The 24,217-nt window shown below is 65.4% G+C and carries 17 protein-coding genes; 12 read left to right on the top strand and 5 right to left on the bottom strand.

The window, feature by feature from the left end; genetic code table 11:
* Nucleotides 1-41 precede the first annotated feature (41 nt).
* Nucleotides 42-1,166 carry a sulfate/molybdate ABC transporter ATP-binding protein gene (locus B5F40_RS10800; protein WP_087194344.1) on the top strand — a complete coding sequence of 375 codons (1,125 nt, stop codon included), beginning with the start codon at nt 42-44 and terminating at the stop codon, nt 1,164-1,166.
* A gap of 46 nt (nt 1,167-1,212) precedes the next feature.
* Here B5F40_RS10800 and B5F40_RS10805 read toward each other — a convergent pair whose 3' ends face one another.
* Nucleotides 1,213-1,770, bottom strand: coding sequence for a TetR/AcrR family transcriptional regulator (locus B5F40_RS10805; RefSeq protein ID WP_087194345.1), 558 nt, complete (start codon nt 1,768-1,770; stop codon nt 1,213-1,215).
* Between the two features lie 233 nt (nt 1,771-2,003).
* Here B5F40_RS10805 and B5F40_RS10810 point away from each other — a divergent pair, with 233 nt between their 5' ends.
* Genes B5F40_RS10810 through B5F40_RS10830 form a run of 5 tightly spaced genes read left to right on the top strand, consistent with a single transcriptional unit; the run spans nt 2,004 to nt 7,310 of the window.
* Complete coding sequence (locus B5F40_RS10810; protein WP_087194346.1) at nt 2,004-3,215, top strand: hypothetical protein; 1,212 nt, start codon at nt 2,004-2,006, stop codon at nt 3,213-3,215.
* Nucleotides 3,212-4,207, top strand: a complete 996-nt coding sequence (locus tag B5F40_RS10815; RefSeq protein ID WP_087194347.1) for an NAD-dependent epimerase/dehydratase family protein — start codon at nt 3,212-3,214, stop codon at nt 4,205-4,207. Before B5F40_RS10810 ends, B5F40_RS10815 begins: the two co-directional genes overlap by 4 nt.
* The gene (locus tag B5F40_RS10820) at nt 4,170-5,090 is read left to right on the top strand and encodes an MBL fold metallo-hydrolase (RefSeq protein WP_087194365.1); all 921 of its coding nucleotides are present in this window, start codon (nt 4,170-4,172) and stop codon (nt 5,088-5,090) included. Before B5F40_RS10815 ends, B5F40_RS10820 begins: the two co-directional genes overlap by 38 nt.
* Nucleotides 5,032-6,375, top strand: a complete 1,344-nt coding sequence (locus tag B5F40_RS10825; RefSeq protein ID WP_087194348.1) for a F390 synthetase-related protein — start codon at nt 5,032-5,034, stop codon at nt 6,373-6,375. Before B5F40_RS10820 ends, B5F40_RS10825 begins: the two co-directional genes overlap by 59 nt.
* Nucleotides 6,372-7,310, top strand: a complete 939-nt coding sequence (locus B5F40_RS10830; protein ID WP_087194349.1) for a 3-oxoacyl-[acyl-carrier-protein] synthase III C-terminal domain-containing protein — start codon at nt 6,372-6,374, stop codon at nt 7,308-7,310. Before B5F40_RS10825 ends, B5F40_RS10830 begins: the two co-directional genes overlap by 4 nt.
* Nucleotides 7,311-7,544: 234 nt before the next feature.
* Here the strand turns inward: B5F40_RS10830 and B5F40_RS10835 are convergent, their stop codons facing one another.
* Nucleotides 7,545-14,534 (bottom strand): DUF7601 domain-containing protein, encoded by a 6,990-nt coding sequence (locus B5F40_RS10835; RefSeq protein ID WP_087194350.1) that lies wholly within the window; start codon nt 14,532-14,534, stop codon nt 7,545-7,547.
* 275 nt (nt 14,535-14,809) lie between these two features.
* Between B5F40_RS10835 and moaA the strand changes: the two genes are divergently transcribed.
* On the top strand, nt 14,810-15,826 hold the full coding sequence (gene moaA, locus B5F40_RS10840; RefSeq protein WP_087194351.1) for a GTP 3',8-cyclase MoaA: 1,017 nt from the start codon (nt 14,810-14,812) through the stop codon (nt 15,824-15,826).
* Between the two features lie 315 nt (nt 15,827-16,141).
* Nucleotides 16,142-16,642 (top strand): cyclic pyranopterin monophosphate synthase MoaC, encoded by a 501-nt coding sequence (gene moaC, locus B5F40_RS10845; protein ID WP_087194352.1) that lies wholly within the window; start codon nt 16,142-16,144, stop codon nt 16,640-16,642.
* Here moaC and B5F40_RS10850 read toward each other — a convergent pair.
* From B5F40_RS10850 to B5F40_RS10860, 3 genes are all read right to left on the bottom strand, one after another.
* A complete protein-coding gene (locus tag B5F40_RS10850) occupies nt 16,639-17,052 on the bottom strand; it encodes a PIN domain-containing protein (RefSeq protein ID WP_087194353.1) in 414 nt (137 codons plus the stop codon). The genes moaC and B5F40_RS10850 overlap by 4 nt on opposite strands.
* Nucleotides 17,049-17,273 (bottom strand): type II toxin-antitoxin system Phd/YefM family antitoxin, encoded by a 225-nt coding sequence (locus B5F40_RS10855; protein WP_087194354.1) that lies wholly within the window; start codon nt 17,271-17,273, stop codon nt 17,049-17,051. The genes B5F40_RS10850 and B5F40_RS10855 overlap by 4 nt, the downstream gene beginning before the upstream one ends.
* Before the next feature lie 88 nt (nt 17,274-17,361).
* On the bottom strand, nt 17,362-18,141 hold the full coding sequence (locus B5F40_RS10860; protein WP_162610962.1) for a helix-turn-helix transcriptional regulator: 780 nt from the start codon (nt 18,139-18,141) through the stop codon (nt 17,362-17,364).
* 209 nt (nt 18,142-18,350) lie between these two features.
* Here B5F40_RS10860 and aguA (B5F40_RS10865) point away from each other — a divergent pair, with 209 nt between their 5' ends.
* The 4 genes from aguA (B5F40_RS10865) (at nt 18,351) to aguA (B5F40_RS10880) (ending at nt 23,687) form a co-directional block, all read left to right on the top strand.
* On the top strand, nt 18,351-19,472 hold the full coding sequence (aguA, locus tag B5F40_RS10865; protein WP_087194356.1) for an agmatine deiminase: 1,122 nt from the start codon (nt 18,351-18,353) through the stop codon (nt 19,470-19,472).
* A gap of 79 nt (nt 19,473-19,551) precedes the next feature.
* Nucleotides 19,552-20,607 (top strand): putrescine carbamoyltransferase, encoded by a 1,056-nt coding sequence (gene ptcA / locus B5F40_RS10870; protein ID WP_087194357.1) that lies wholly within the window; start codon nt 19,552-19,554, stop codon nt 20,605-20,607.
* A gap of 275 nt (nt 20,608-20,882) precedes the next feature.
* Nucleotides 20,883-22,397 (top strand): APC family permease, encoded by a 1,515-nt coding sequence (locus tag B5F40_RS10875; RefSeq protein ID WP_087194358.1) that lies wholly within the window; start codon nt 20,883-20,885, stop codon nt 22,395-22,397.
* Between the two features lie 129 nt (nt 22,398-22,526).
* The gene (gene aguA, locus B5F40_RS10880) at nt 22,527-23,687 is read left to right on the top strand and encodes an agmatine deiminase (protein ID WP_087194359.1); all 1,161 of its coding nucleotides are present in this window, start codon (nt 22,527-22,529) and stop codon (nt 23,685-23,687) included.
* Nucleotides 23,688-24,217: the final 530 nt, after the last annotated feature.

Below are 24,217 nucleotides of genomic sequence, written 5' to 3' on the forward strand. Positions count from 1 at the left end.
AGAGGAGCGCTCTTTCCTGACAACGACGAGGACGGTGACTCATGAGCTTGGAAGTGGACATCGAGAAGCGGTTCGCGGATTTCGCGCTGGACGTGTCGTTTGCGGCCGAAGACGAAACGCTCGGGTTTCTGGGCGCGTCGGGCTGCGGCAAGAGCCTCACCTTGCGCTGCATCGCCGGCATCGAGACGCCCGACGCGGGCCGCATCGTCGTGAACGGAAAGGTGTTCTTCGACCGCGCGGCAGGCTCGAGGCCGAAGGTGAATCTCAAGCCCCAGGAGCGCAAGACGGCGCTTCTGTTCCAGAACTACATGCTGTTCCCGAACCTCACCGTGGCCGACAACGTAGGGGCGGGAATCGGCCGCGACGTGCCGAAGGGCGAGCGCGATGAGCGCGTGTCGGCCGAGCTCAAGCGCTTTGGCCTGGAGGGGTTCGGCGCGCGCTATCCGGCGCAGCTTTCCGGCGGACAGCAGCAGCGCGTCGCGCTCGCGCGCATGCTGGCGGCTCGGCCGGGCATCCTCATGCTCGACGAGCCGCTCTCCGCGCTCGACGCGCATCTGAAAAGCGTGCTCGAGCAGAACCTCGTCAGCTTGTTCGATGCCCATCGAGGCACGGTGCTCTACGTGAGTCACGATATCGACGAGGCGCTGCGGTTCTGCGATCGCATAGCCGTGGTGGAGGCCGGGCGCATCGTGGAGGCGGGCACCGGCGACGACCTCGTGAACCGCCCGCAGTCGACGGCTGGCATAAAGCTGTCGGGTTGCAAGAACGCCACGCCGGCCGAGCGCGTGGGAGAGCGGCGCGTGCGCTTGCCGAAATGGGGCATCGAGGTGCGGACGCGAGAAGAGGTTCCCCCAGACGTGAAGACGCTCGGGGTGCGGGCGTTCAACATCGAGCGCGCCGGCGGCCCCGGAGAGAACCGCTACCGCGTGCGCGTGGACCGCGTGAGCGACTCGCGTTTCGAGCGCACGGCGCTCCTGGGCTTTCTCGATCGTGCCGCCGACGCCGTTCCGGCGGTCGAGCGTACCGACGACGAGATGAAGTACCTGCATCAGCACCTGTTCTGGCGTGTTGATAAGCTGGCCGTGCCGCCCGAGGATCTGCCGCGCGAAGGCGAGGAGCTGTGGATACGCATCCCTTCGGACAAGCTCTATCTCGTGTCGCGTTGAGGTTCCCGTCCGAAAAAGGGGGACCTTGGCAGAACGTCTCCGCGCCTCAAGGTTGCGGCGTGGAGAGCCTCATGAGGGTGTCCGCTTTCGCCGCGACTTCGGAGGGGGTCATGTCTGGCCGGTCGTTCAGCCAATGGCGAACGATGCCGATCCATCCCGACGTCACGTAGTGGAAGAGGAATTCGACGTCCTCGTGCGATAGGGAGGGGTTGGCGCGCTCCCACTCCTCATGGTAGGCGTCAAACAGATACGCGATCATGCGGTCGATGAAGTTTCCCTCGCCTCGGTTCTCGAAGGTCGTGCGGACGAGGGTGCGATGCTCGTCGATGAAGCCGATGATCATCGGCGAGATGTCGAACACGTTGGCCGGAAGTTCGCGCAAGCGCATTTCAAGACCGTACATTAGGTCATCTTCCATGGCCCTGAGCAGAGCGAACGGGTCGGAATAATATTTGTAGAACGTCTTGCGCGAAACGCCTGCGGCTTCGCAGATGTCTTTCACGGTGATGTCGGAGACGGGCTTCGATTCCAGCTCGTCGATGAAAGACTGGAATAGGCATTGCTTGGTGTAGCGCTGTCGCGAATCCTTCGGTTCTCGGTACATAGTGCCGTCTTCCTCTCTTCGTACGGGCCGAATCGCCCGTACTGGCTTTCCCGTGCGCGCCTATCTTCTCACAAGAGCGGCCCGATTCTCCTTTTATCTACATTTGTCTCCGAAAATTCTTGCTATTTTATAGACATATGTTACTATAGATACATAAGACTATAAAGTAGGAAGGCGAATCAGGAAGGGCGGAGAGGAAACGGCGGCGACCTTCCGAAGAGAAAGGCGGGGTCATGCGTACGATCACGGTGTTCACCATTCCGGCTACGGGGCATGTCAATGCGATGCTGGCTGTGGTCGAGAGGCTTACGGTGCGCGGGGACAGGGTGATAGCCTATTCGGGGGAGCGTTACAAGGGGGTTTTGGAGTCCGTGGGGGCTGAGTTCAGGGCCTATCCTTTTTCAGAGGGCGAGGTCGACCTGAAAGACGGTTCCAACGTGCTTCGATTCTACGAGCGGGTGCTGAACTGCACGCTCGTCATGCTGGACGATCTGATCTGCGCGGCGCGTGCCGACGCCCCCCGCTTGATCGTGCACGACAGCGCCGCGCATTGGGGTTCTCGCGTGGCGGAGCTCCTCGGAGTCCCCGCCGTGTCGTTCTGCTCGTTCGTGTCGGTGAGCAGGATTGCGAGCGTGTCGGGAGTGGCGTACGCGCGGAGGTTTTGGAGGAGCTCTCTCGAGGGCGCGCCGTGCCTGTCCTCGGCGCGGCGCGCGAGCAAAGAGCTTGCGCGCCGATATGGATTCGAAGGGTTTAGCCTCGTCGATGTGCTGCTCAACCCCCATTCGCTGCGCGTGTTCTCGTTCTCGCGCGTCATGCAGCCTGGGGGCATGGGATTTCGAAGCCCTTGCTTTTTCCTGGGACCCTCAAGTGCTTTGCGCCCATCAGGAGGAAAGGGTTGCGTTCCGCCGCTGCCCGAAGGGCCGAGGGCCTACGTGTCGCTCGGCACGGTCTTCAACGGCGACCCCGAGCTTCTGCGTCTCATGATGGAAGGGGTGGCCGATGCGGGCTATACTGGCGCCTACGTGAGCGATGGGGCGGGGGCGCTCGGTTGCGAAGGGGACGTGCTCATGGCGGGTTGCCGTTTCGCTGTTCGACGCTCTTTCGATCAGCTTGAAGCGCTTCGCAACGTCGACGTGTTCCTGACTGCCGGAGGGATCAACAGCCTGTCCGAGAGCATAAGGGCCGGCGTCCCGTGTCTGATGTTCCCCCGTCAGGGAGAGCAGATGCTCTCATGCCGTCGCGCCGAGAAACTGGGCTTCGGCATCGTCGCACGGCCTGATCGGCCCCTCGCTTTGCAGGTCGAGCAAGCACGCGTCCTCAGGTCGACGTGGAACGAGGGCATGGCCGCCCAGGTGGGCGAGGTGCGTCTCGAGCGGCTGATGTCCCGGTTGGACGCTTGCATGGGCGCGGCGGTCGCAGCCCAGCAGGGCAGGAGGATCGCATGAGGACCGCTCTCGTCACCGGCGCCACCGGGTTTTTGGGGGGATACGTGGTAAGGGAGCTGCTCCCTTCGTATCGCGTGCGCGCGCTTGGCCGCGACGAGGCGCGCGGCGCAAGCCTTAAGGCCGAGGGGGCGAGGTTCTGCCGTGGCGACCTGCGCGACAAAGGGTCGTGCCGCCCGTTCTTCGAGGGCGTCGACGCCGTCGTCCATGCGGGGGCGCTCTCCTCGGCATGGGGCCGATGGGAGGACTTCCGCTCGGTCAACGTGGAGGGCACGCGCGCCGTTGCGGAGCTCTGCGTGGAGCACGGGGTGCGAAGGCTCGTGTTCGTGTCGTCGCCGAGCATCTACGCGCAGCGCCGAGACCGGCTTGGCGTGCGGGAAGACGAGTTCGATCCCGAGAACCGCCTCAACGGGTACATACGGTCCAAGATCATGGCCGAAAAGCTTTTGGAGGGCTTTGCCGAGCGCGGGCTCGAAGTGGTCGTCATGCGGCCGAGGGGGCTCATCGGGGCCGGCGACACCAGCATCGCGCCGCGCCTGTTGCGAGCTTGGAGGGAGGGCGGCATACCCCTGTTCGACGGAGGAAGGGCGATCGTCGATCTGACTTGCGTTGAAAACGTGGCGCGTGCGTGCAGGTTGTGCATGGAGGCCCCGGAAGCCCCGGGGCGGGCGTTCAACATCACGAACGGGGAGCCCATGGAATTCCGCGAAGCGGCCTCGATGCTGCTCGACGAGCTGGGCCTCGAGCACCGGTTCCGTCGTTTGCCGCGCGTTCCGATGTACGTGCTGGCGGGCGCACTGGAACTTGTCTGCCGGGCGGTCGGGTCGCAGGCCGAGCCGCTGCTGACGCGTTACGTGATTTGCACGCTCGGCTACAGCCAGACGCTCGACATAGAGGCGTCTCGCCGCATCTTGGGGTACGAGCCTTACGTGACGCTCGCGGAGGGGGTGAGGCGCTATGCCGAGCACCGGGCCCTGTGCGATGCGCGGCGCTGACGGGGGCTGCTGCGCGTCGGATGGCCGCGCGCGCGTCGAGCGGCTCGTGCTTCTGCGATGCGGCAGCTGCTCCAATCGGACATCCCGGATGTTCAAAGGGCGCTCGAGGGACGAGGGCGTGCGGGAGTTCCCCGCTCTGGCCGCGTATTTCGAGCACAGCAAGCTCGGAGGGTTTTTGTTCGACGCGGGGTACTCGCAAGCGGTGCGCGAGAACGGCGTCGTCTCGGCGGTGTACGGGCTTTTGAATCCCGTGACGATGCGCCCAAAGGATTCGATCCCTCTGAGGCTTTTGCGGTTCGGGATCGACCCCGCGCAGGTGAAGGGGATCGTGCTGTCCCACGCCCATCCCGACCACATGGGCGGGGCGAGCTTCTTTCCGGACGCCTCGATCATCCTCTCTTCCGAGGCGGCCGCCGCCATCGAGCGCCCGTCCGTTCGCGATCTGGTGTTCGCCAACATGGCTCGCGCGCTTCCCCGGTCCAGAAGGGCGCTCGGCCCGCCCGTTGGGCACGAGCTGCTGTCCCGCTACTTCGGCGCGGTGTTCGACGTGTTCGGCGACGGCGCGGCGTTCGCGGTCTCCTTGGAGGGGCATGCGGTTGGCCAGATCGGCCTCTATCTGCCCTGCCAGCGCGTGCTGCTCGCGGCGGATGCGGCGTGGGGTGCCGAGTTCCTCGACCTTGCAGGGGAGATGAAGCTTCTGCCCCGGCTCGTTCAACGCGATTTCGACGCATATTGCGCCACGGCCCGAAGCCTCGCCCGGATGAAGGCCGACCACCCGGAGATAGACATCGTGTTTTCCCACGACCTGTTCAAGGAGGGACCGTATGCTGAAGACGGCCAGCGTGATGCTGTACTATCTGAAATATCGGCGACGACGCGATAAGGGGAACCGCGCCGCGTTCGACCGGTGGCAGCGCAGACAGGTTCGACGATGCGTCCGGAGAGCGGCGAGGAGCATTCCTTACTATCGCGGCATGGGGAAGCTTCCTGTCGACGAGCTCCCCACGATGGACAAGAGCCGCTTCATGGACTCGTTCTCTTCGCTGAACCGCGTCGGCGTTGCTGAAAAGGAAGCGATCGGGTTCGCCCTGGAGGGCGAGCGCGCGCGGTCGTTCTCGGACAAGCTGGGGCGGGTGAGCGTCGGCCTGAGCTCCGGCACGTCGGGTCGGCGCGGCGCGTTTCTCGTGAGCGATCGGGAGCGTTTCATGTGGGCGGGGTTCGTGCTGGCCCGTCTCGTGCCGGGCGAGCTGCTCAAAGGGCATCGCGTCGCGTTCTTCATGCGAGCAAACAGCAATCTGTACCAGGCCGTCGCGTCGAAGCGCTTGCGGTTCGAGTTCTTCGACATACTGAAGCCGCTCGACGCGCACGTCGAGCGGTTGAACGAGCTCGATCCGACCATACTGGTCGGGCAGCCGTCCGTGCTGCTGGAGCTGGCCCGCATGCGCGCGAGCGGGCAGGTGGGCATCGACCCCGGCCGATTGGTGTCGATAGCCGAAGTGCTCGAGCCGCAAGACGAAAAGCGGATACTCGAAGCGTTCGACGTGCCGTTCGTGCACCAAGTCTACCAGTGCACCGAAGGGTGCCTCGCCGTGACGTGCGACCATGGATCTTTGCATATGAACGAGGACGTGGTGAGCGTCGAGCGGTCGTATCTCGACGACCGCAGGTTCTCTCCGATCATAACCGACTTCACGCGGAGGACGCAGCCCATCATCCGCTATCGCCTCGACGACGTGCTTGTGGAGAACGCCGAGCCCTGCCCATGCGGTTCCTGCTTTTTGCGCCTGGAGCGCATTGAGGGAAGGCTGGACGACGCGCTGCGCTTCCCTGCGGTCGGCGGAGGCGAGATCCAGGTGTTTCCGGACATCGTTCGCCGATGCGTGCTGATGGCGGGGGAGGTGTCCGAGTACCGGGTGGTCCAGGTTCCCGACGGCGGGCTCACGGTGCACGCATCGGTTGGAGAGGACGTGCGACGATCCATACGAAGCGAGTTCGAGAGGTTGGCGGACGCCCAGGGGTTCGAGATGCCCTCCCTCGAGTTCGCGGACTACAAGCCGCATGGGGGAGGAAAGATGAGGCGGGTCGAGCGGAGGAGGGCCGACGACTCGCTGTCGGGAGAAGGCTCGCCGACCTCGGTGGTAAACGGGAGCGATAGGAGGACGATATGAACGAGTCGAAAGGCATGAGGATCGCGGGGAGCGGATACGCCCTGCCCGTCCGCAAGGTGACGTTCGGAGACCAGGTGCGCTATCGTCTGGCGCATCCCGGAGGCTATCTCGCCCTTGTCGAGGAGGCGGTCGAGTGCGCATTGGAATCCGCCGGAGCGACGATCGGGGACGTCGACTGCATCGTGGCGGGCATGGCCACGCCGTTGAAGGCGATCCCGTGCAATGCCGCGCTGGTCCACGAACGGGTCGGCGCGGTCGAGGGAACCCCGGCCTTCGACGTCAATTCCAGCTGCACGAGCTTCGTCACGGCGCTCGACATGGCATCGTGCCTCATCGCGTGCGGCCGGTACAGCCGCATCCTCATCGTGTCGGGCGACATCGCCTCCGCGGCGCTGAATCCGGAGGAACGCGAGAGCTACGAGCTGTTCTCCGACGTGTGCACGGCGTTTGTCGTGGAGCCCTCCTCCGACGGCGCGGGCGTCGAGTACTCCAGGCAGGCCACGTGGTCGGAGGGGATCAGCTGCACCGAGATACCGCGCGGAGGGTCGTTGTCGAGCGCGCATGCGATCACCGACGAGAACCGCAGCGAATACTATTTCACCATGGACGGACTGCGAACGGCGCGCCTTGCGACGAAAAAGCTCATCCCGTTCGTGGGCGAATGCCTTTCCGATTGCGGCGTGTCCAGAGACGACGTGCCGTTCATCGTTCCCCATCAGGCGAGCCGCATGCTCGGCGCCATCATGAAGAGGCTCGGCGTGGCGTCCGGCGGCTACATAGACGTGGTCCGGGAGTACGGCAACATGGTGTCCGGGTCCATTCCCTTCGCCTTGTGCTTGGCCATGGAGAGCGGTCGCGTTCTTCCGGGCCAGCGCGTGATGCTGTTGGGGACCGCAGCGGGGCTCACCGCGAACTTCATGTTGCTCCGACTCTGATCTCGCGTGCTTTGCCCGTTTGAGCCTGCCGAGCGGAGGGGCCCTTGACCGGCGCGGAACGAACCCGAGCTGCGCGGAGGGCGCGTCGTCATGCGAGGCGTCCTCCGCGAGGGGGTTCGCGCCGATGCCGGTCGGCCGGTTTGCAAGCAGGCTCGATGCCGCTGCCGACTCAAGTCGGCTTCCTCGCCGCTCGGCCTTCTTCTGGCGCTGTTCGCGCGCGGGAAGGGACATCCCTCACAGGCGCGGTCTGCGCGCCGGCTTTGCGGGCGCGATGCCCCGGGTGTTGGCGACGAGCGCTGCCAGAGCGGTGACGACGAGGGAGCCCAGTGCGATCGCGGCCAGCGCGGCGGATCTCCGGTCGCACGGGTCGCCGAGGGGTGCGAGAGGCTCGCTTGCGGCCGTTCCGCCGTCCGCGCCGTCGGGCGCGTTTCCTCCTCCTTCCCCGTCCTCGGCGGGATGATCCGGGTCGGGGCTCGGTTCGGGTCCGGGTTCCGGGCCGGGATCGGGCTGCATGTAGCTGTTGTGGAACACCACGCGGTTTTGGAGGGCGTCCTCCCCGGCGGGGTACTCCACGACGACGGCCATCCGGTGCCCGCCGTCGGCGCCCTCTTCTTGCACGACGTGCACCGTGATGGTCTGCACGCGCGCATCGTATGTCATCCCGTCCAGCGTGGCCGTGGAGCCGTCCTCGCTGTAGCGCGCTCCCTCGGGGATCGTTTGCCGCACCTCGTAGTAAAACGTCTGTCCCGCCAGATCGTCGTCATGCTCGATCTCGGCTGACCCGAACGTGAACAGCCCGCCCGCATTGCCCGCTTCGGAGAGCTTGGGCCGCGGCGCGCTCTCGGCGTTGTCGCCTACGGCTTTGATGCTAAACGTGAACAGGTCGTTTTCCAGAGGCCGTGTGCCGCTCTTGTCGGTGTATTCGACCGCGCCGTCGAAGGAGGCGAACGCGGAGTTCGAGTAGGTGTTGCCGAAGCGCGCGGTCAGGCCGCATCCGCTGGCGTCTTCGGCGGGTTCGCCCGCGTCGTCGGTGACGGCGGCGAGCGTGGGCGAGGCGACGAGATGGCCCTGTCCGTCCGAGGTCACGTCCACGGTGAGCGTGTAGAGCGCGCTCGAGTAGTCGAGGCCGCTCGCCGCGTTGCCGCCCGCATCCGCGGCCTGCTCGAACAGGCTGTACTCGTAGGTGCCCGGCTCGGTGAACGCGATGTCGCCGAACGTTTTCTCCACGGCGCTGCCCGCGGTGACGGCGTTTTGCGCAGCCGCGTCGAAGGCGCCGATGGAGATCGTGCTGGACGGCGGCAGCGGCGCACCTGACGCGAGGGGCTTTCCGTCTGCGTCCACGGCGTTTGCGGCGCGTAGCGCGAACGTGAACGAGTCGCCCTCTTGCCAATCGCGTCCGGCGAGCACCTTTTGCACGGTGAGTCCGGACACCACAGCGGCTTCGTCGTCGTAGCTGTTTCGGAACGTCGGCTCCTCGCTAATCGCGAACGTGAGCGCGCCCGTGCCGTCCGTGTCGGCGCCCATCACGTCCACGCGGTGCCGGACGGTGTCGTAGGTTACGCCGCCTGCGGAAAAACCGGTGTCGGCCGTGGCGTTTCCGGGAATGCTCTCGCTCACGAGGAACGAGCGTCGCACCTCGTCTCCCAGCGGCACGCTCGCGTCGATGCTTGGGAAGGAGACCGTGCCGTCCGCATCGTTGCGGGCGACGATCTCCCGACCGACGGGGGCCTCGGTGTCGGGGTCGATCTCCTGCGCGGTGAACGCGAACGCGCCGGCTTCGAGCTCTGTTCCCGTGATGCTCTTGTGGGCGACGAGCGAGAAGGCGCCCGACGACGTGCGGTATTGGTTCACGAACGCAATGCCGGGCACGGGCTGGCCGTCCACTCGGAACGAGATTGACGAGACGGACAGCTGCCCGCGCGCATCCTGCGCGACGGTGACGGTCGCCTCGTAAGCGCGCTCGTCGTAGGCGACGCCCGGCAGCGGCTCGGTTCCGTCGGGCGCGTGCTCCCGCACCACGTAGGTGTAAGTGCCCGGCTCGCTCGCTTGCAGGCCGCGCAGCGTGAAGCCGGTGGCGACGCCCGCGCTCGCGGCACGGTTCACGGTCGTGACGGGATTTCCGTTCGCATCGAGGACGGGCGTGGTCCCGTCGGCTTCGTACAGCTGGAACGCGAACTCGCCGGCCGCTTCGTTGCGGCCGCGCAGCACTTCCGTGCCCGCAAACTCGATGGCGGCGGGCACGTACTCCTTGCGGTTGGTGAAGGATGCGACAGCGGTTTCGTTGGCCGTTACGGTCCCTTCCGCGCCGACGGCTTCCGTTGAGTAGCCTTCGGCAGCAAGGCTCTGCTCGCTTACCGTGTAGGCGGTCTGCGCAGGCAGGTCCTCGATGGTGAGCGTGGCGGGGGCGGGCAGCTCAACGCGCGCGAGGCCGTTCGCGAACACGACGGTCTGCGGGGAGGCGGTGCCGTCCGGGCCTTCGAGTGCGGCCTCGAACGCGCCTGCGAGGGGCGTGCCCTGCCCGTCGCGCGCGTCGATGGCGAACGCGAACGTGCGGCCTGCCGCAGCTTCGTCCTCGGCGGCGTTGCCGGCTGGTTGCTTCGTGATCGCAAGGTTGCCGAACGCGTCCTTAACGTTCGCAAAATACACGCCCACGGCGGCCTCTGAGGCGAGCGCGCCCTCGTGCACGTATCCCTCCTGCAAACTGCCGCTTTGGTCGCTGCCGGAATAGATGGTGTAGCCGTCCGCGATAAGGTCTTCCGCACCGATCTCGGTCACGGTGAAGGCTGAGTCGGAATCCAGCCCTTCGATGAGCAGGCCCTCGTTGTGGCGGAGCGTCACCTCTGCGGTTCCTGCGGTGCCGGATGCTGCGCCTGGGCCGTCGGCAGCGCCCGCCGTCTCATCGTCCGCATCCGGCGCTCCGCCCATGGTCGACGTGCGGGCGAATGTGACGCGTTCGGATACGGTGGAGCCGTCGGGGAGGTAGCGCACGGCATCGAATGCGCGTTCCGTCTCCTCGGGTGCGCTGTGCGCGAACAGGTCCTCCACATCGACGGCGAAGGAGTAAGAGGCCTGCTTGTCGCCTGCATTGCCGCCCACCAGCTTCGCGATGCCCAGCGCCCCTGGCTGTTTCACGTTGGTAAAGCGTGCCAAGGCCGGTTCAGGGCCGATCACGCCTTCGGCGTTCTCCCTCTTCACGATATAGTGGTCGGAGGCGTAGTCGGCCTCTTCGATGACGTAGCGGGTGCCTTGCAGTAGCTTGTCCGCGATGAGCGTCTGGCCGCCTTTCAACCCCACGGTGAAGCGGCCCTGCGGATCGAGCGGGGTCTGGCCGGGAACAACGGTGCCGTCTGCATCGGTTACCGTGTAGTCTACCGTGCCAGAGAGCGGTTCTCCCGTGCCGTCTTCGAGCGTCACGGTGAAGTCGAACGTTTTACCGGCGTCGGCCTGCGTGCCCGACACCTGTTTGGAGAGGTTCAAAGTGCCGTAGAGCCAGCGCGCGTTCGTGAACGTGAGCGTGTCCGCTTGCTCGGCCTCCTCGATGCGGCCGGATCCGTCGCTCTCTTCCGCCGCGCCGCCGTCCGTCGCTTTCCGCACGGTCGTCTCGTATCCGTCTGCGTCGGTTTCCCACGCGACGTAAGCGGTGCCCACCGGCAGCCCGCTCACGGTGATGGACTGGTCGGATGCGAGGAACATCGGCGCACCGCCCTCCAACACAAGGTCTCCGTTCTCGTCGGCCATGGCAATGCCGTCGTACGTGCCCTCTGCGCTTCCGCCCAAGGACTGCGTGTAGGGGAACTCGCCTGAGACGGGCGCGCCCTCGGCGTCCGCGAGGCGCACCGCGAAGGCGAAGGTGCGCGAGGGGTCGGCGCCGTTGCCCTCCACGCGTTTCGACAGCGTGAGCGCGCCCGCCTGCTTCGTGTTGGTGAACGCCGTCTCGGTGCGCTGGTCGGCGGTGATCGTGCCGCCCGCTATGTCGCCTGCGCGCGCTCCGTCGTCGGTTGCTCCGTCCGATAGCGCTTCGTCTTCTCCATCCGCCTCCGTCCTCACGACGAACGACGGCTTGAACCCGTGCGCTGCCGCATCCTGCTCCTCCACGGAGAACCGGGTGCCCTCGGGCAGGTCGGTAAGCGTGAGGGACTGCCCGTCGGCCAAGCTTAACTGAACGGCTCCATGCTCGTCGAGCGAGAGGATTCCGCTTTCCGCGCCGCCTTCGCCCTTTGCGGCCACCGTGCCTGAAAGCGGCGAGCCCGCCTTGTCGGCCAGCGTGATGCGGAAGGTGAACTCCTGCGCGCGGTCGGCTGCGGTGATCTGCGAGGATGCTCCGCCCGCCGCTAAGGTCTTCGATACGGTCAGCGATCCGGCTTTCTGCGCGGGCGAAAGCGTCAGCACTCCGTTGTTGCCGAGGCGAGCCGAGAGCAGCGTTCGGTCGGCCGCTTGGTACTCGGAGACGGAGATGGTTTTCACGTAGGGTGCGGTGGCCGTGGCGTTGGGATGCTTCGCGTAATCGGCCAGCACGGTCGATGCGCTGAACTTCGGCGTTCCCGCCAGCACGAAGTAGTTCCCCTGCGCATCGGCGTGGAAATGACGGGCGATCTCGTCGCCCGAGAACGCCACCTCGTAGGGGTCGAACGCGCGAACGGCCGTGGCGGGCGCGCCTGCGGCGCTGGACAGACCGCTTGCCGTGTAGTACGTGTCGAGGAAGTAATAGGTTTCACCTGTTTGCGGCGACGATGTCAGCGGCTCGAGCTGGCTTTCGGCGGGGTGTCCGTCGGAGGGGGCGACCTCCCCGGGTTTGAGCTGGAACAGAGGAGCGTCTTTCGTGAACGTGTAATAGGAGTTCGCGGCGTTCGCGAGCGAGTTCATAGTCGATTCGGCCACGATGCCCTCTGCGCCGCCCTTTTGGAACGCGCCCGCGTACAACAGGAAGTTTCCAAAGGCGTCGGTGGGCGCGTCGTCGCCTAAAACGGCGTGTAGCTCGTCGACGCTCACTTCCTCGCCCGCGGCCAGTCGGTCAGCGAGCTTGGCTACGTCGCCGCGCGGACCCACCTCGTACACGAGCCGCAGGGGGTAGGTGTCGAGGGCGTCTCCTTCGAGCGTCATCTCGGCCGTGCCGTCGGTTCGCTCGGTCACGTACGCCTCGCGTGCGGGGATGCTGTCGGGAGGGATGCTGAGCAGCACGCGCTGGCCGCCGTCGTCGAGATCCGTCTCCACCATGACCATGAAGTCGTACAAGGGAACGTCGGAGCCGGTGTATTGGTTCTCAAGGTTTCCGATGTAGAAGTAAGTTTGGCACACGGCGGTGGCTCCGGCCGCTCGGGCGGCCTCGATTCGCTGCCGTGTGGCCGCATCCACGCTTTGCTCCGTCTGCCACCTCCCGGTTTTCGCAGCGGCCACCTCCGCGTTTCCCGCGAAGCGATAGGGATTGCCCTCGCCTGCCACCAACTGGTGGTCGGCATTCACATAGTAGGCGGCGAAGTTCGAATAACCGTCCGAGGCCGACCATGCCACCTGCCCTTCTCCGAGCGCTTCGGAAAGCAGGTAATACGCTGACCACCAATCGATGCCGTAGCGTAGCTGCAGGAAGCGGAGCACGAGCGAGAGCTGGTCGGCCGCCTCGAGATCCCATGGATCGGCGAACGCGCTCGCTATTGCCTGAGCGGCCTTCGATCCGTCGAGCAGCCGTCCGGCGAACTGGATGCCTCTCACGCGCTTCACGTTCATGAACGCGCCCAGGTCGTCCTCCATGTTGAATCGGTCGGCAGGGTCGTCGGGCGCAGCGGCGTTCTCGTTGACGGGGGAGTGGTACTCAATGCGGAGGATGGCGTCCACCGCGGCATCGAACGCGCCGTCGAGCGCAGCGGCATCGAGGGCCGAAAACGAGCGGTCCGCCGCTGTGAACTGAAAATCGTCCCGCACGCTCACAAGCCCCCGCACGGGGGCGGGGAAGTCCACGTTCAGCATGCGCAAGCCGCCCAGTCCCGCGCCGTACAGCGGCAGGGTGACGTTCGGCTCCCCCTGTTCGGCGGCTTCTGCGTACAACGCGCGGGCTTCCTCGATGTTCTCCCTCAGGTTCACGGTGGTCCCGCCCGCGGTGTCCTCAACTGTCATCGACTTCTGCACGGAGGCCGGTTGCAGCACGTAGTCGCTGATTCCCGATGTGCGGAAGCCGACGGTGTAGAGGCTCAGATCTTGGCCGGAGGACCGGTAGGCGTCGTTCACGCGCGCGGCTTCGCTTTGCATGGTGAGCAGCTGGGCCAGCGCGACGTCCGATCCAAATCCCACGACGTGGTCGTCGCTGGGAAACGCGCCCAAAAAGCCGTTCGCTTCGGGCTCGTCGCCGGTGAAAGCGGGCGGGTTCGCGATGTCGGCGTTCGCTGCGGGCGCGGCGCCGACGCCCATGAGAACGAGGTCGGGCGCACGGGGGGTGCCGTTGGCGGACTGCGCGGCCTCGACGAGCAGGTTCCCCGCTTCGTGCAGCGCTAGCTGGGGGTAGGAGTAGCTGGCGAAGCGTCCCTCGGCGGTTTCGACGCCGGGCGTTTCGGGGGAGGCGGCGATAACGAGGCCGTTGCCGCCGTCGGGAAGGTTGCGGGCGAACTTCACGTAGCGGCCTTCGGCGTCGGGTGCGTATGAGTCGAGCGGCAGCATCACCGTGGTGTGCAGGTTGTACCCTATCACAGCCACGCGGTTTTTGCCGTTTACGGACTCTTCCTCCATGAGGCGGCCGATGGCGCCGTTCAGCGCGTCGGCGAGGTGCTCCGCATGCGTCTTGCCGTCGTAGGCGAGGGAGTCCAACGTCGAGTTCAGGGACACGACGAACACGGTGTCGTGCGGGTTCTCCTGCTCGGGACGCACGGTTGACGCTGACGACATGGCGGAAAGGCTCACGAGGAAGTCTTGGTCGGGATGTTCGAGCTCGCCGGCCGCGATGCCCGCCGCCTCGGCGTCGGCCGCGCTGGCATACACCGACTTGTCCACCCAGAGACGGCCGGCCTCCTCCGTGGAGTAAACGAGCTCTCCCGCGGCATCTTGCAGGTCGAAGACGTCCATCCAGCTGTTGGCGGTGGAGGGGTCCGTCACTTTCGTGATCGGCTGGGACGTGCGCGCGCCGTCGTTTGCGTTTCGCTCTTCGTTGGCGGGTCCGGCCAGTGCGCTGATGGGGAAAAGCGTGGCCGCCAGCAGGCAGGCGCAGGCGATGCGCAGGGTCTTCGGGAGGGATGTTCTCATGATGCCTCGATTCCGTGCCCCTTCGGAAGGGGCGTTCGTTGGCGAGAGGGTTTTGGCCAGTGTAACAGCCGATTCCGCTTCGCCTCCGTTTCGGAACCGTCCCGACACCTCCTGTTTGCCGAGAGCAGGCACCGAGGCCCGGGCCCGGTATCGGAGGGTGTCGTCGGTAGGCTCTTCGTGGGGCTTCGCCGGTTTGTTCCAACCGGCGCCGGATCACTGGTGCGCAGACGGGGGATTTGCTTTATTATATTCTCAAACGAGAAGGGAGCGTTCCCATGAAGGACATCCATGGCCGCACCATCGACTACCTGCGAATATCGTTGACGGATCGCTGCAACTTCCGCTGCATCTACTGTATGCCGGAAGAGGGCGTTCGCCAGCTTTCACATGACGATATCCTGCGCATCGAGGAGATAGCGCGCGTCGTGCGCGTCGCGGCGGGCCTCGGCGTCAGGAGCGTGCGCCTCACCGGAGGCGAGCCGCTCGTGCGCAAGGGCGTCGTGGATCTCGTGCGCGAGATCGCGCGCACGCCCGGCATCGAGAACGTGTCGATGACCACGAACGGGGTGCTGCTGCCGAAGATGGCCGAAGATCTCAAGGAGGCGGGCCTGTCGCGCGTGAACATCTCGCTCGACACGCTCGATCCGGAGCAGTTCAAAGGGATCACGCGGCGCGGGAACCTGCGTCAAACGCTCGACGGCATCGAAGCGGCGCTTGCGGCGGGCTTCGATCCGGTGAAGATAAACGCCGTCGCCGTGCGCAGCTTAAACCAGGACTATCTGGCGTTTGCGAGGCTGTCCGTCGACCGGCCGTTGCACGTGCGCTTCATCGAGTACATGCCGGTGGGGGAGAGCTCGGGTGGCTGCGGGTGCGGCTGGGGGCCTGAAGACGTCGTGTCGAGCGAGGAGCTGCTCGGCATCGTCAACGAGCGCGCTCGTGCGCAGGGTTTACCCGAGCTCGCGCCTGTCGACGACGGCCGTCGCCCGCTCGGCTGGGGTCCGGCCCGCTACTACGAGTTTCCCGGCGCGAGGGGCACGGTGGGTTTTATCAGTCCGCTGTCGCGCCACTTTTGCGGCGAGTGCAACCGTCTGCGTCTCACGGCCGACGGCAAGCTGCGCCCGTGTTTGTTCTCCGACGACGAGCACGATGTGCGGACGGCGCTGCGCGGGCAAGCGGGTACGGACGTTGATGCGGCTGTGCGCGCGGTGTTCGCCGCAGCCTTGGGCGCGAAGCCCGATGAGCACCATGACAAGGTGGGCACCGAGCGCGGCATGTCGCAGATCGGAGGTTGATGTGGAGGTTCTGCAAAACCTACCGGCTTGCGGAACCGGACGATGCCGAGAGCGTCGAGGCGCCGCCTTCGGATGATCCCATGCGCTCGCATGCCGAAGCGTGCGCCGCCCGCGCGCTTCTCGAATCGGAGAAGCGATGCTTGTCGCAGGCTTGACGCGCTGTCCTGCGCTCCTTTTCGCCAATCTGCGCGCTTTTATGCATCGGCCTGCGGATTTTTCCCCAACCTGCGTGTTTTGCCGGTAACCTGTTGTACGATTTTCGGCGTTTTCATGTTCCTGTCGGTTTGGAACCGCCGTTTGAAAGGAAGGGTCCCTATGACTGATCGGCAGCTTACCCACATCGACGAGAAAGGCGACGTCCGCATGGTGGACGTGTCGCAGAAGGCCGACACCGAGCGCGTGGCCGTGGCCGAAGGCTTCATCAGCATGCATCCCGAGACGCTCGCGCTCATCGTGGAGGGGAAGGCGGCGAAGGGCGACGTGCTGGCGTGCGCCCGCGTGGCCGGCGTCATGGCCGCCAAGCAGACGAGCTCCCTCATCCCCATGTGCCATCCGCTCAACATCACGAAGGCGAAGGTGGAGTGTGCGCCGGTGGCCGAGGGCGAGCGACCCGACGGCCGCGTGGGCATCCACGTGACCTGCACCTGCGGCGTCACCGGAAAGACCGGCATCGAGATGGAGGCGCTCACCGCCGCGAGCGTGGCATGCCTCACCGTGTACGACATGTGCAAGGCGGTCGACCGCGGCATGGAGATCATGGACGTGCGCCTGCTCAAGAAGGAGGGCGGCAAGTCCGGCCTCTGGGAGCGCGTTTAATGAAAGAGCGCGAGGAAGCCCACGGGGTCGATGTACGGGACTGACGAGTCCTCGAAGTCGCGCAGGTTCCTCGTGATGATGAACTCGCATCCGTTCGCCCGGGCGGTCTCTATCTGCACGGCGCCTTCGTAGTCGGCGATGGGAAGCTCCAGCGCGTCGACGCATGCCGAGGGCGGCGTGGGGTAAAGCTCGCAGAGGGCGAACAGCCCGCGTAGGCAGCGGCGGGCCGTTTCGTCCCCTGCGGCTTTCCGCAAACTGTAGTACAGGTCGGTGGCTTGGGACGTTGAGAACCCTGCTTCCATCCATCCAGACGCGACGAGCTTCATGAGCTGCACGGCGGGGTCATGGAACGAGCCCCGGCTGTCCAGCAGGTAATCGAGGATGACGTTCGTGTCGAGGAAGGCCCTCATAGCCGACCTCGCCGCTCCTCGCGATCGCGCTCGAGATCGATCTCGGCGTGCACGCTGCCCGCCAGGCTTTCGACCAGGGAAAGCTTGTCCCGATGCGGGTTCGTCCAAAGCCCGACCACCTTGCCGTTCTTGGTGATCTGGAAATCCTGCACGTCGACGAGGGACAGGTACTTGCCGAAATTCTGCCGGAATTCCGAAGCGGGGATAGTGGCCGGCGTCATGGCATGCCTCCTCTGCGATAGGCTTTTGCTTCCCTTATTGTGCAATAAAACGAAAAATTTTGTACAAAATGCTGCTCAGCGGCCGCCGTTACGCATCCACTACGATGGCGGCGCTTCGGTAGAGCTCGGCCATCAGCTGGTGGCGGTTCGACACGCCCATTTTCTGATACACGCCCTTGACGTGCTTCTTCACGGTGTTCTCCGAGATGAACAGCCGCAGCCCGATCTGCTGGTTGCTCAACCCCTCGGCGATGAGCGCGGCGATCTCCTGCTCGCGCGCCGTAAGGCTCTCCTGTCCCATCACGGGCAGCCCGCCTTTGTCGCGCCGTAGGCCGTCGGGGTGCGAGACGGCCAGATAGCGCGACAGATGCCGGTTCAGCACGGTGAGGCACTCCTCTTCCTCTTCGGTGAAATCGCCTGACGCGCGCGTTCGGAACAGGGTGATGGAGCCGTAGATCATGCCGTTGCCCACCTGGGTGCTGCCCATGCTGTAGTGCACGTCCATGGGGATCATCCACTCGCGGTACAGCTCCGAGCGGTCGCGCATCTCGTCGGTGACGAAGGTGGAGTCGCGGTACACCACGGGCTCGTTCACCGAGAACAGCCAGGTGGTGTAGTCGCTCGGCTCGTAGCGCTGGTAGTAGCTCAGCAGCTCCTCCTCGGTCATGTCCACCGACACCGGGTCGTAGAACACGAACCGCCCGCGCTCCGAGCAGTCGCACAGATCGAAGAACCCCTTCTCGAACGGCACGAGCTTCTTGAAGCCGGTCATAACGCGCATGCGCAGGTCGGCGAGGTTGTCGGGCAGGTGCAGCGAGAGCAGCAGGTCGTCGATCTGCCTCCATCGGGCGTCGCTGAGTTCCATCATGTTCGCTGCCTTCCCTGGTTGCGATGATGATGTGGGTATCGTACCACATCTGCGCGTCCCGACGGGGCGTCGGGGGTACCCGCCCGGGTACCCAGCCCGTCCGGGTACTCTTCCAAAGCCCTCCCCGCGGGTACTGCCCTCCGTTGTGCGCGGAGCGTAGGATGGGGTCATGGTCAAGCTGCGCTGGGCGCACGAACGAAGGAGCAATCATGAGGATCATCACCGACAGTACGCCGAAAAAAGACGGCTTCCGCATGCCCGCGGAGTTCGAGCCGCGAAAGCAGGACTTCCTCATCTGGCCCGAGCGGCAGGACACGTGGCGCAACGGCGGCAAGCCGGCTCAAGCCGTGCTCGTGGAAGTGGCGAAGGAGATCGTCAAGCACGAGCCGCTCACCGTGTTCTGTTCCGCGTCCCAGTACGAGAACGCCCGCGCACGCCTTCCGCACGAGGTGCGCGTGGTGGAGATGACCATCGACGACGCCTGGGCGCAGGACAAAGGCCCGTTCTACGTCGTGAACGACGAGGGCGACATGCGCGGCGTGACCTGGGGTTGGAACGCGTATGGCGGGCTCGAGGGCGGCCTGTACTTCCCGTGGAAGCGCGACCAGGAATTCGCCACGAAGCTTCTCGACCTCGAGAACTACGACGCCTACGACGCCACGAAGATGGTGTTCGAGGGCGGCGCCATGCAGATCGACGGAGAGGGCACCCTGATCGTCACCGAGAACAGCGTGCTCAACCACAACCGCAACCCGCATCTCACCAAAGAAGAGGTGGAGAACTATTTCAAGGAATACATGAACCTTGAAAAGGTCATCTGGTTGGAGGACGGCATGGCCTTCGATGAGACCGACGGCCACATCGACGACGTGTGCTTCTTCGTGCGCCCCGGCGTGATCGCGCTGTCATGGACCGACGACGAGTCCAATCCGCAGTATCCCAACCTGAAGGCCGCCTACGACGTGCTCTCCGAGGCCACCGACGCCAAGGGCCGCAAGCTCGAGATCCACAAGATTCCGATTCCCGAGATCATGCATATCTCGGAAGAGGAGAGCGCGGGCGTCGACATCTGCAAAGACGCCGCCTCGCGCGAGGGCGGGCTTCCGCTGGCCGTCACGTACATCAACAGCTACTTCGTGAACGGAGGGCTTCTGGTGCCCCAGTTCGGCGATCCGATGGACCAGGTGGCGTGCGACATGTTCGCCGAGATCATGCCCGAGCGCGAGATCATCAAGATCTACACGCGCGAATGGTCGCTGTGCGGCGGCAACATCCACTGCATGGCGCTGCAGCAGCCCGATCCGGCCGCCATCGCAGCGAAGCTGGGCTAGGCAGGTATCTGAGAACCGTCCGCATCCGTTGGCGGGCTGCGAGTGCGCGGTCCGCCTTCTCGAACAGAAAGGGCATCGCATGGCTGTGAAGGACTACATCGACACCAACGACTTCACCAAGGAAGAGCTGCTCGACATGATCGAGCTGGCGCAGTCCATGAAGGCGATGATCAAGGAGGGCGGCCGCTACCCGCTGATCCTGAAGGACCGCACGCTCGGCATGATCTTCCAGCAGGTGTCCACCCGCACGCGCATCTCCTTCGAGACGGCCATGACCGACCTGGGCGGCCACGCGCAGTTCTTCGGCCCGGGCACCATCCAGCTCGGCGGCCACGAGACGCTCGAGGACACGGCCCGCGTCATGGGCTCGCTCGTCGACATCCTCATGGCCCGCGTGAACCGCCACCCCGACGTGGTGGGCCTCGCCAAGAACTCCGCCGTGCCCGTCATCAACGGCATGAGCGACTTCAACCACCCCACCCAGGAGCTCGGCGACCTCATGACGATGATCGAGAACCTGCCGGAAGGGAAGAAGATCGAGGACTGCAAGCTCGCCTTCGTCGGCGACGCCACGCAGGTGTGCGTGTCGCTCATGTTCATCGCCTCGAAGATGGGCATGGACTTCGTGCACTTCGGCCCTGAGGGCCATCAGGTGACCGACGGCGGCCTCGTGGTGGACAAGACCGTCGACATCATGGCCGTCGCCGAGGAGAACTGCAAGGTCTCCGGCGGCACGATCACCGTCTCCGACGACGTCGAGTGCGTCAAGGGCGCCGACTTCGTCTACACCGACGTGTGGTACGGCCTCTACGACGCGGAGGAGGGCGGCGAGAGCTACATGGACGTCTTCTACCCCAAGTACCAGGTGACCATGGACATGATGGACTTCGCCGGCCCGGGCTCCAAGTTCATGCACTGCCTGCCGGCCACCCGCGGCGAGGAGGTCGTCGACGAGGTCATGGACGACCCCGAGCGCAGCCTGTGCTGGGTCGAGGCCGAGAACCGCAAGCACTCCATCCGCGCGATCCTCGCCTACCTGCTCCTGCAGCACGAGGCCGAGAGGAAGGCCGACGAGGCGGCCGCCGACGAGGCCGAGGCCCGCATGAGCGCGGTGCTCGCGAGGATCGGCAAGTAGCCCCCTCCGCCGGCCGCCCCGCCGCCCCTCCGGCCGGCGGGGCGGGCCGGGCGCTGCGGGCGGCTGCGGCGCCCGGCCCTCGGCGGGGGCCCGCGTGCCGAAGCGCGCTCCGCCTTCGCCGTCGCGCGAACCGCGGGCCTCGCAGCCGCTCCCGCTGACGCACTACGCCAACCTGGGGAAATCGTTGGCGCACTGATCGAACGCCCCACCGGGCCGGGCCCGCGACGCTTAGCTGACGCGACCTGGTGGGGCCGAACCCCTGGAAGGGGAGTGACATGGGCGATAAAGTCAAGAAGTTCTCATTCATCAGCGTGATCCTCTCGGTGATCTGCGTCGTGTTCGTGGCCGAGGCCGCGGCCCCGGCCGCCGCCATCGGCAACCAGCAGTTCTTCTGGTGGATCTTCCTCATCCTCACGTTCCTTCTGCCCTACGGCATGGTGGTGGCCGAGCTCGGCACCACCTACGACAGCGACGGCGGTTTGTACGATTGGATCCGCGACGCGTTCGGCGATGCGTGGGGCAGCCGAGTGGCCTGGTACTACTGGATCAACTTCCCGCTGTGGATCGCCAGCCTGGGAACGCTGTTCCCCGATATCTTGGGGATGGTGTTCGGCGTGGAGTTCGACCTGCCCGTCATTCTTGCCATTGAGCTGGCGTTCGTGTGGATCGTCGTGCTCATGAGCTTCTCGAAGGTGTCCGATTCCGCATGGATTTTGAACGGCGGCGCCGTGCTCAAGGTGCTCATCGCCGTGGTGGTGGGCTGTCTGGGCATCTGGTACGCGGTGAGCAACGGGTTCGCGGGCGACATGTCGCCCGCCACGTTCCTGCCCGACCTCACGAACACGAACGCGCTCACGTACTTGTCCATCATTCTGTTCAACTTCATGGGATTCGAGGTTATCTGCACGTTTGCCGGCGCCATGAAGAATCCCGAGCGCGACATTCCCAAGGCCATCATCTTGGGTGGTCTCGCCATCGGCGCCATCTACCTGTTCTGCTCGTTCGGCATCGGCGCGGCCATCCCGGCCGATCAGATCGACCCGGACTTCGGCATGATCTACGCCGTGATGACCATGGTGGGCGAGGCGTCTCCGATCTTCGTGATCATCTGCCTCGTGTTCCTCGTCACCCTGTTCGCGAACATGGCCTCCTGGTCGTTCGGCGTGAACTTCGTGGCGGACTACGCCGCCAAGCACGGCAACATGCCCAAGGTGTTCTCGCATGAGAGCGCCAAGACCGAGATGCCCACCGGCGCGGCCATCGTGAACGGCGTGGTGGCCTCGCTGGCCCTCATGCTGCAGCTCATCCCGATCCCGGCCATCTCCGAGGGCATTTTCTGGATGCTGTTCTCGATGAACGTCGTGTTCTTGCTCATCAGCTACATCCCGATGTTCCCTGCGTTTCTCAAGCTGCGCAAGGTCGATCCGAACCGCACGCGCATCTTCACGTTCCCCTTCAAGGGCAAGCTCATGTACGTTATGCTGGCCATTCCCGCCATCGAGCTGGTGCTGTCCATCATCGCCACCATCGTGCCACTCAACGGTTCGGAGGAGGAGCTTTCGAAGATCCCCATGCTCGTGGGCGTGGCGGTGTTCGTCCTCCTGGGCGAGGCGGTTCGCATCTGGTCGAAGCGCGGGCGCACCGAGGAGTACCGGGGTCTGACGCCCGAGTTGGCCGAGGCGCGTCTGGCGGAGGAGGCTTCGGCGGCTGCCGAAGAAGCAGCGGAGGCCGAGGGCGCCGAGGCGAAGCCGCAAGCTGACGCCGAGCCTACGTCGTCTCCGGTCGCGTAGCGCTTCCGGCGCCGCGCGAAGGCGGACGCCGGGTCTGTTTCGGGTTTTCGCGCCCGGCCCGCCGTCGTGACGCGGCAGATCGGGCGGCAATAAAGGTCATCAGCTTTTGCGAAGAAAGGATCGATCATCATGAAGACCATTCACGAGTCCGAGTCCACTCCGAAGGCCGACGGCTACCGCATGCCGGCCGAGTTCGAACCGCAGACCCGCGTCTGGATGGCTTGGCCCCATCGCACCGACACGTGGGCCTGGGGCGCCAAGCCCGCCCAGAAGCAGTACGCCGACGTGGCCCGCGCCATCGCCGAGTTCGAGCCCGTCACCGTGTGCGTGAACCAGGCCGACTACGCCAACGCCAAGGCCGTGTTCGAGGACGACGAGAACGTCACCGTGATCGAGATGACCACCGACGACGCGTGGGTGCGCGACACCGGCGCCACCTGGGTAGTCGACGACAAGGGCGGAAAGCGCGCCGTGCATTGGCACTTCAACGCCTACGGCGGTTTCGAGAACGGCCTGTACTTCCCCTGGGACAAGGACGAGCAGATCGCGCTCAAGATGGCCGAGATGAGCGGCTGCCGCCGCTACCGTCCCGAGAGCTTCATCCTCGAGGGCGGCTCCATCCACGTGGACGGCGAGGGCACGGTCATCACCACCGACATGTGCCTGCTCGATCCCGGCCGCAACGCGTCGGTGACCGACTACGAGCCGTGGAGCGAGGAGCTGCGCGCGTACTGCGACGAGCAGCTCAAGAAGTACCTGGGCGTCGAGAAGGTCATCTGGGTGAAGGACGGCATCGATCCCGAGGAGACCAACGGCCATATCGACGACGTCGCCCAGATCGTTGCGCCCGGCAAGGTGCTGTGCATTTGGTCTGACGATCCGGACTATCCGTTCTACAACGAGTGCCGTGCCGCCTACGAGACGCTGTCCAATGCGGTGGACGCCAAGGGCCGCAAGCTCGAGGTGACGAAGCTCTGCATGCCGGTGAAGCCGCTGTACATGGACCAGGCGTCCTGCGACTCCATCGACGCTGACGAGAATGCCGAGCCGCGCGTGGCAGACGAGCCGCTCATTGCGTCGTACATGAACTTCCTCATCGTCAACGGCGGCGTCATCGTGCCGCAGTACGGCGATGAGAACGACGCGCTGGCCGTGCAGCAGATCCAGGCCGCGTTCGACGAGGCGTGGGGCGAGGGCGTTTACAAGGCCGTGGGTGTGAAGACCGATCAGGTGGTCTTCGGCGGCGGCAACATCCACTGCATCACGCAGCAGGAGCCGGCCGGCAAGTAGCGGTTTCGCGGGCCCGACGGCCCGCGAAACTCCTCGACGCTGCGGGCGCGCGGCACCCCGTCTTGGCGCTCCAGGCCTTCGTCGTGCACCGAATGCGCGTCCTCAGGCTTTCGCGCCAATCCGGGGCACCTCGCGTCCCTTCGCTGACGCCGCGAACGGCCTGTGCGGGAATGCCATCCTGAGCGGAGCGGCGAAGGCCGCGAAGTCGCAGGATCCCGCGCGGCGCCAGCCGGATCGGCCGGCGCCGCAGCCAAAAGCTTTCCCCTTGCCGGATGAGCTCGACCGGCCTTCACGCCTGGCGCCATCTTGGCATTTTCCAGATGGCTCCGCCTTTTCCCGGCAACCCGGTGCGCACCGGCGGGGGAGGGCGGGGCCTGGGGCGGCCCTTTTCGCCAGGGGCTGCCCTTTTTCAAGGCATCCCATCATTGAAGGAGGACACCATGCCCTATACCCTCGGCGAAGGTAAGACCGTCGTCATCGCGCTCGGCGGCAACGCGCTGGGCAACACGCCCCAGGAGCAGCTCGAGCTC

The sequence above is a fragment of the Gordonibacter sp. An230 genome (assembly GCF_002159915.1).
Lineage (GTDB): Bacteria > Actinomycetota > Coriobacteriia > Coriobacteriales > Eggerthellaceae > Rubneribacter.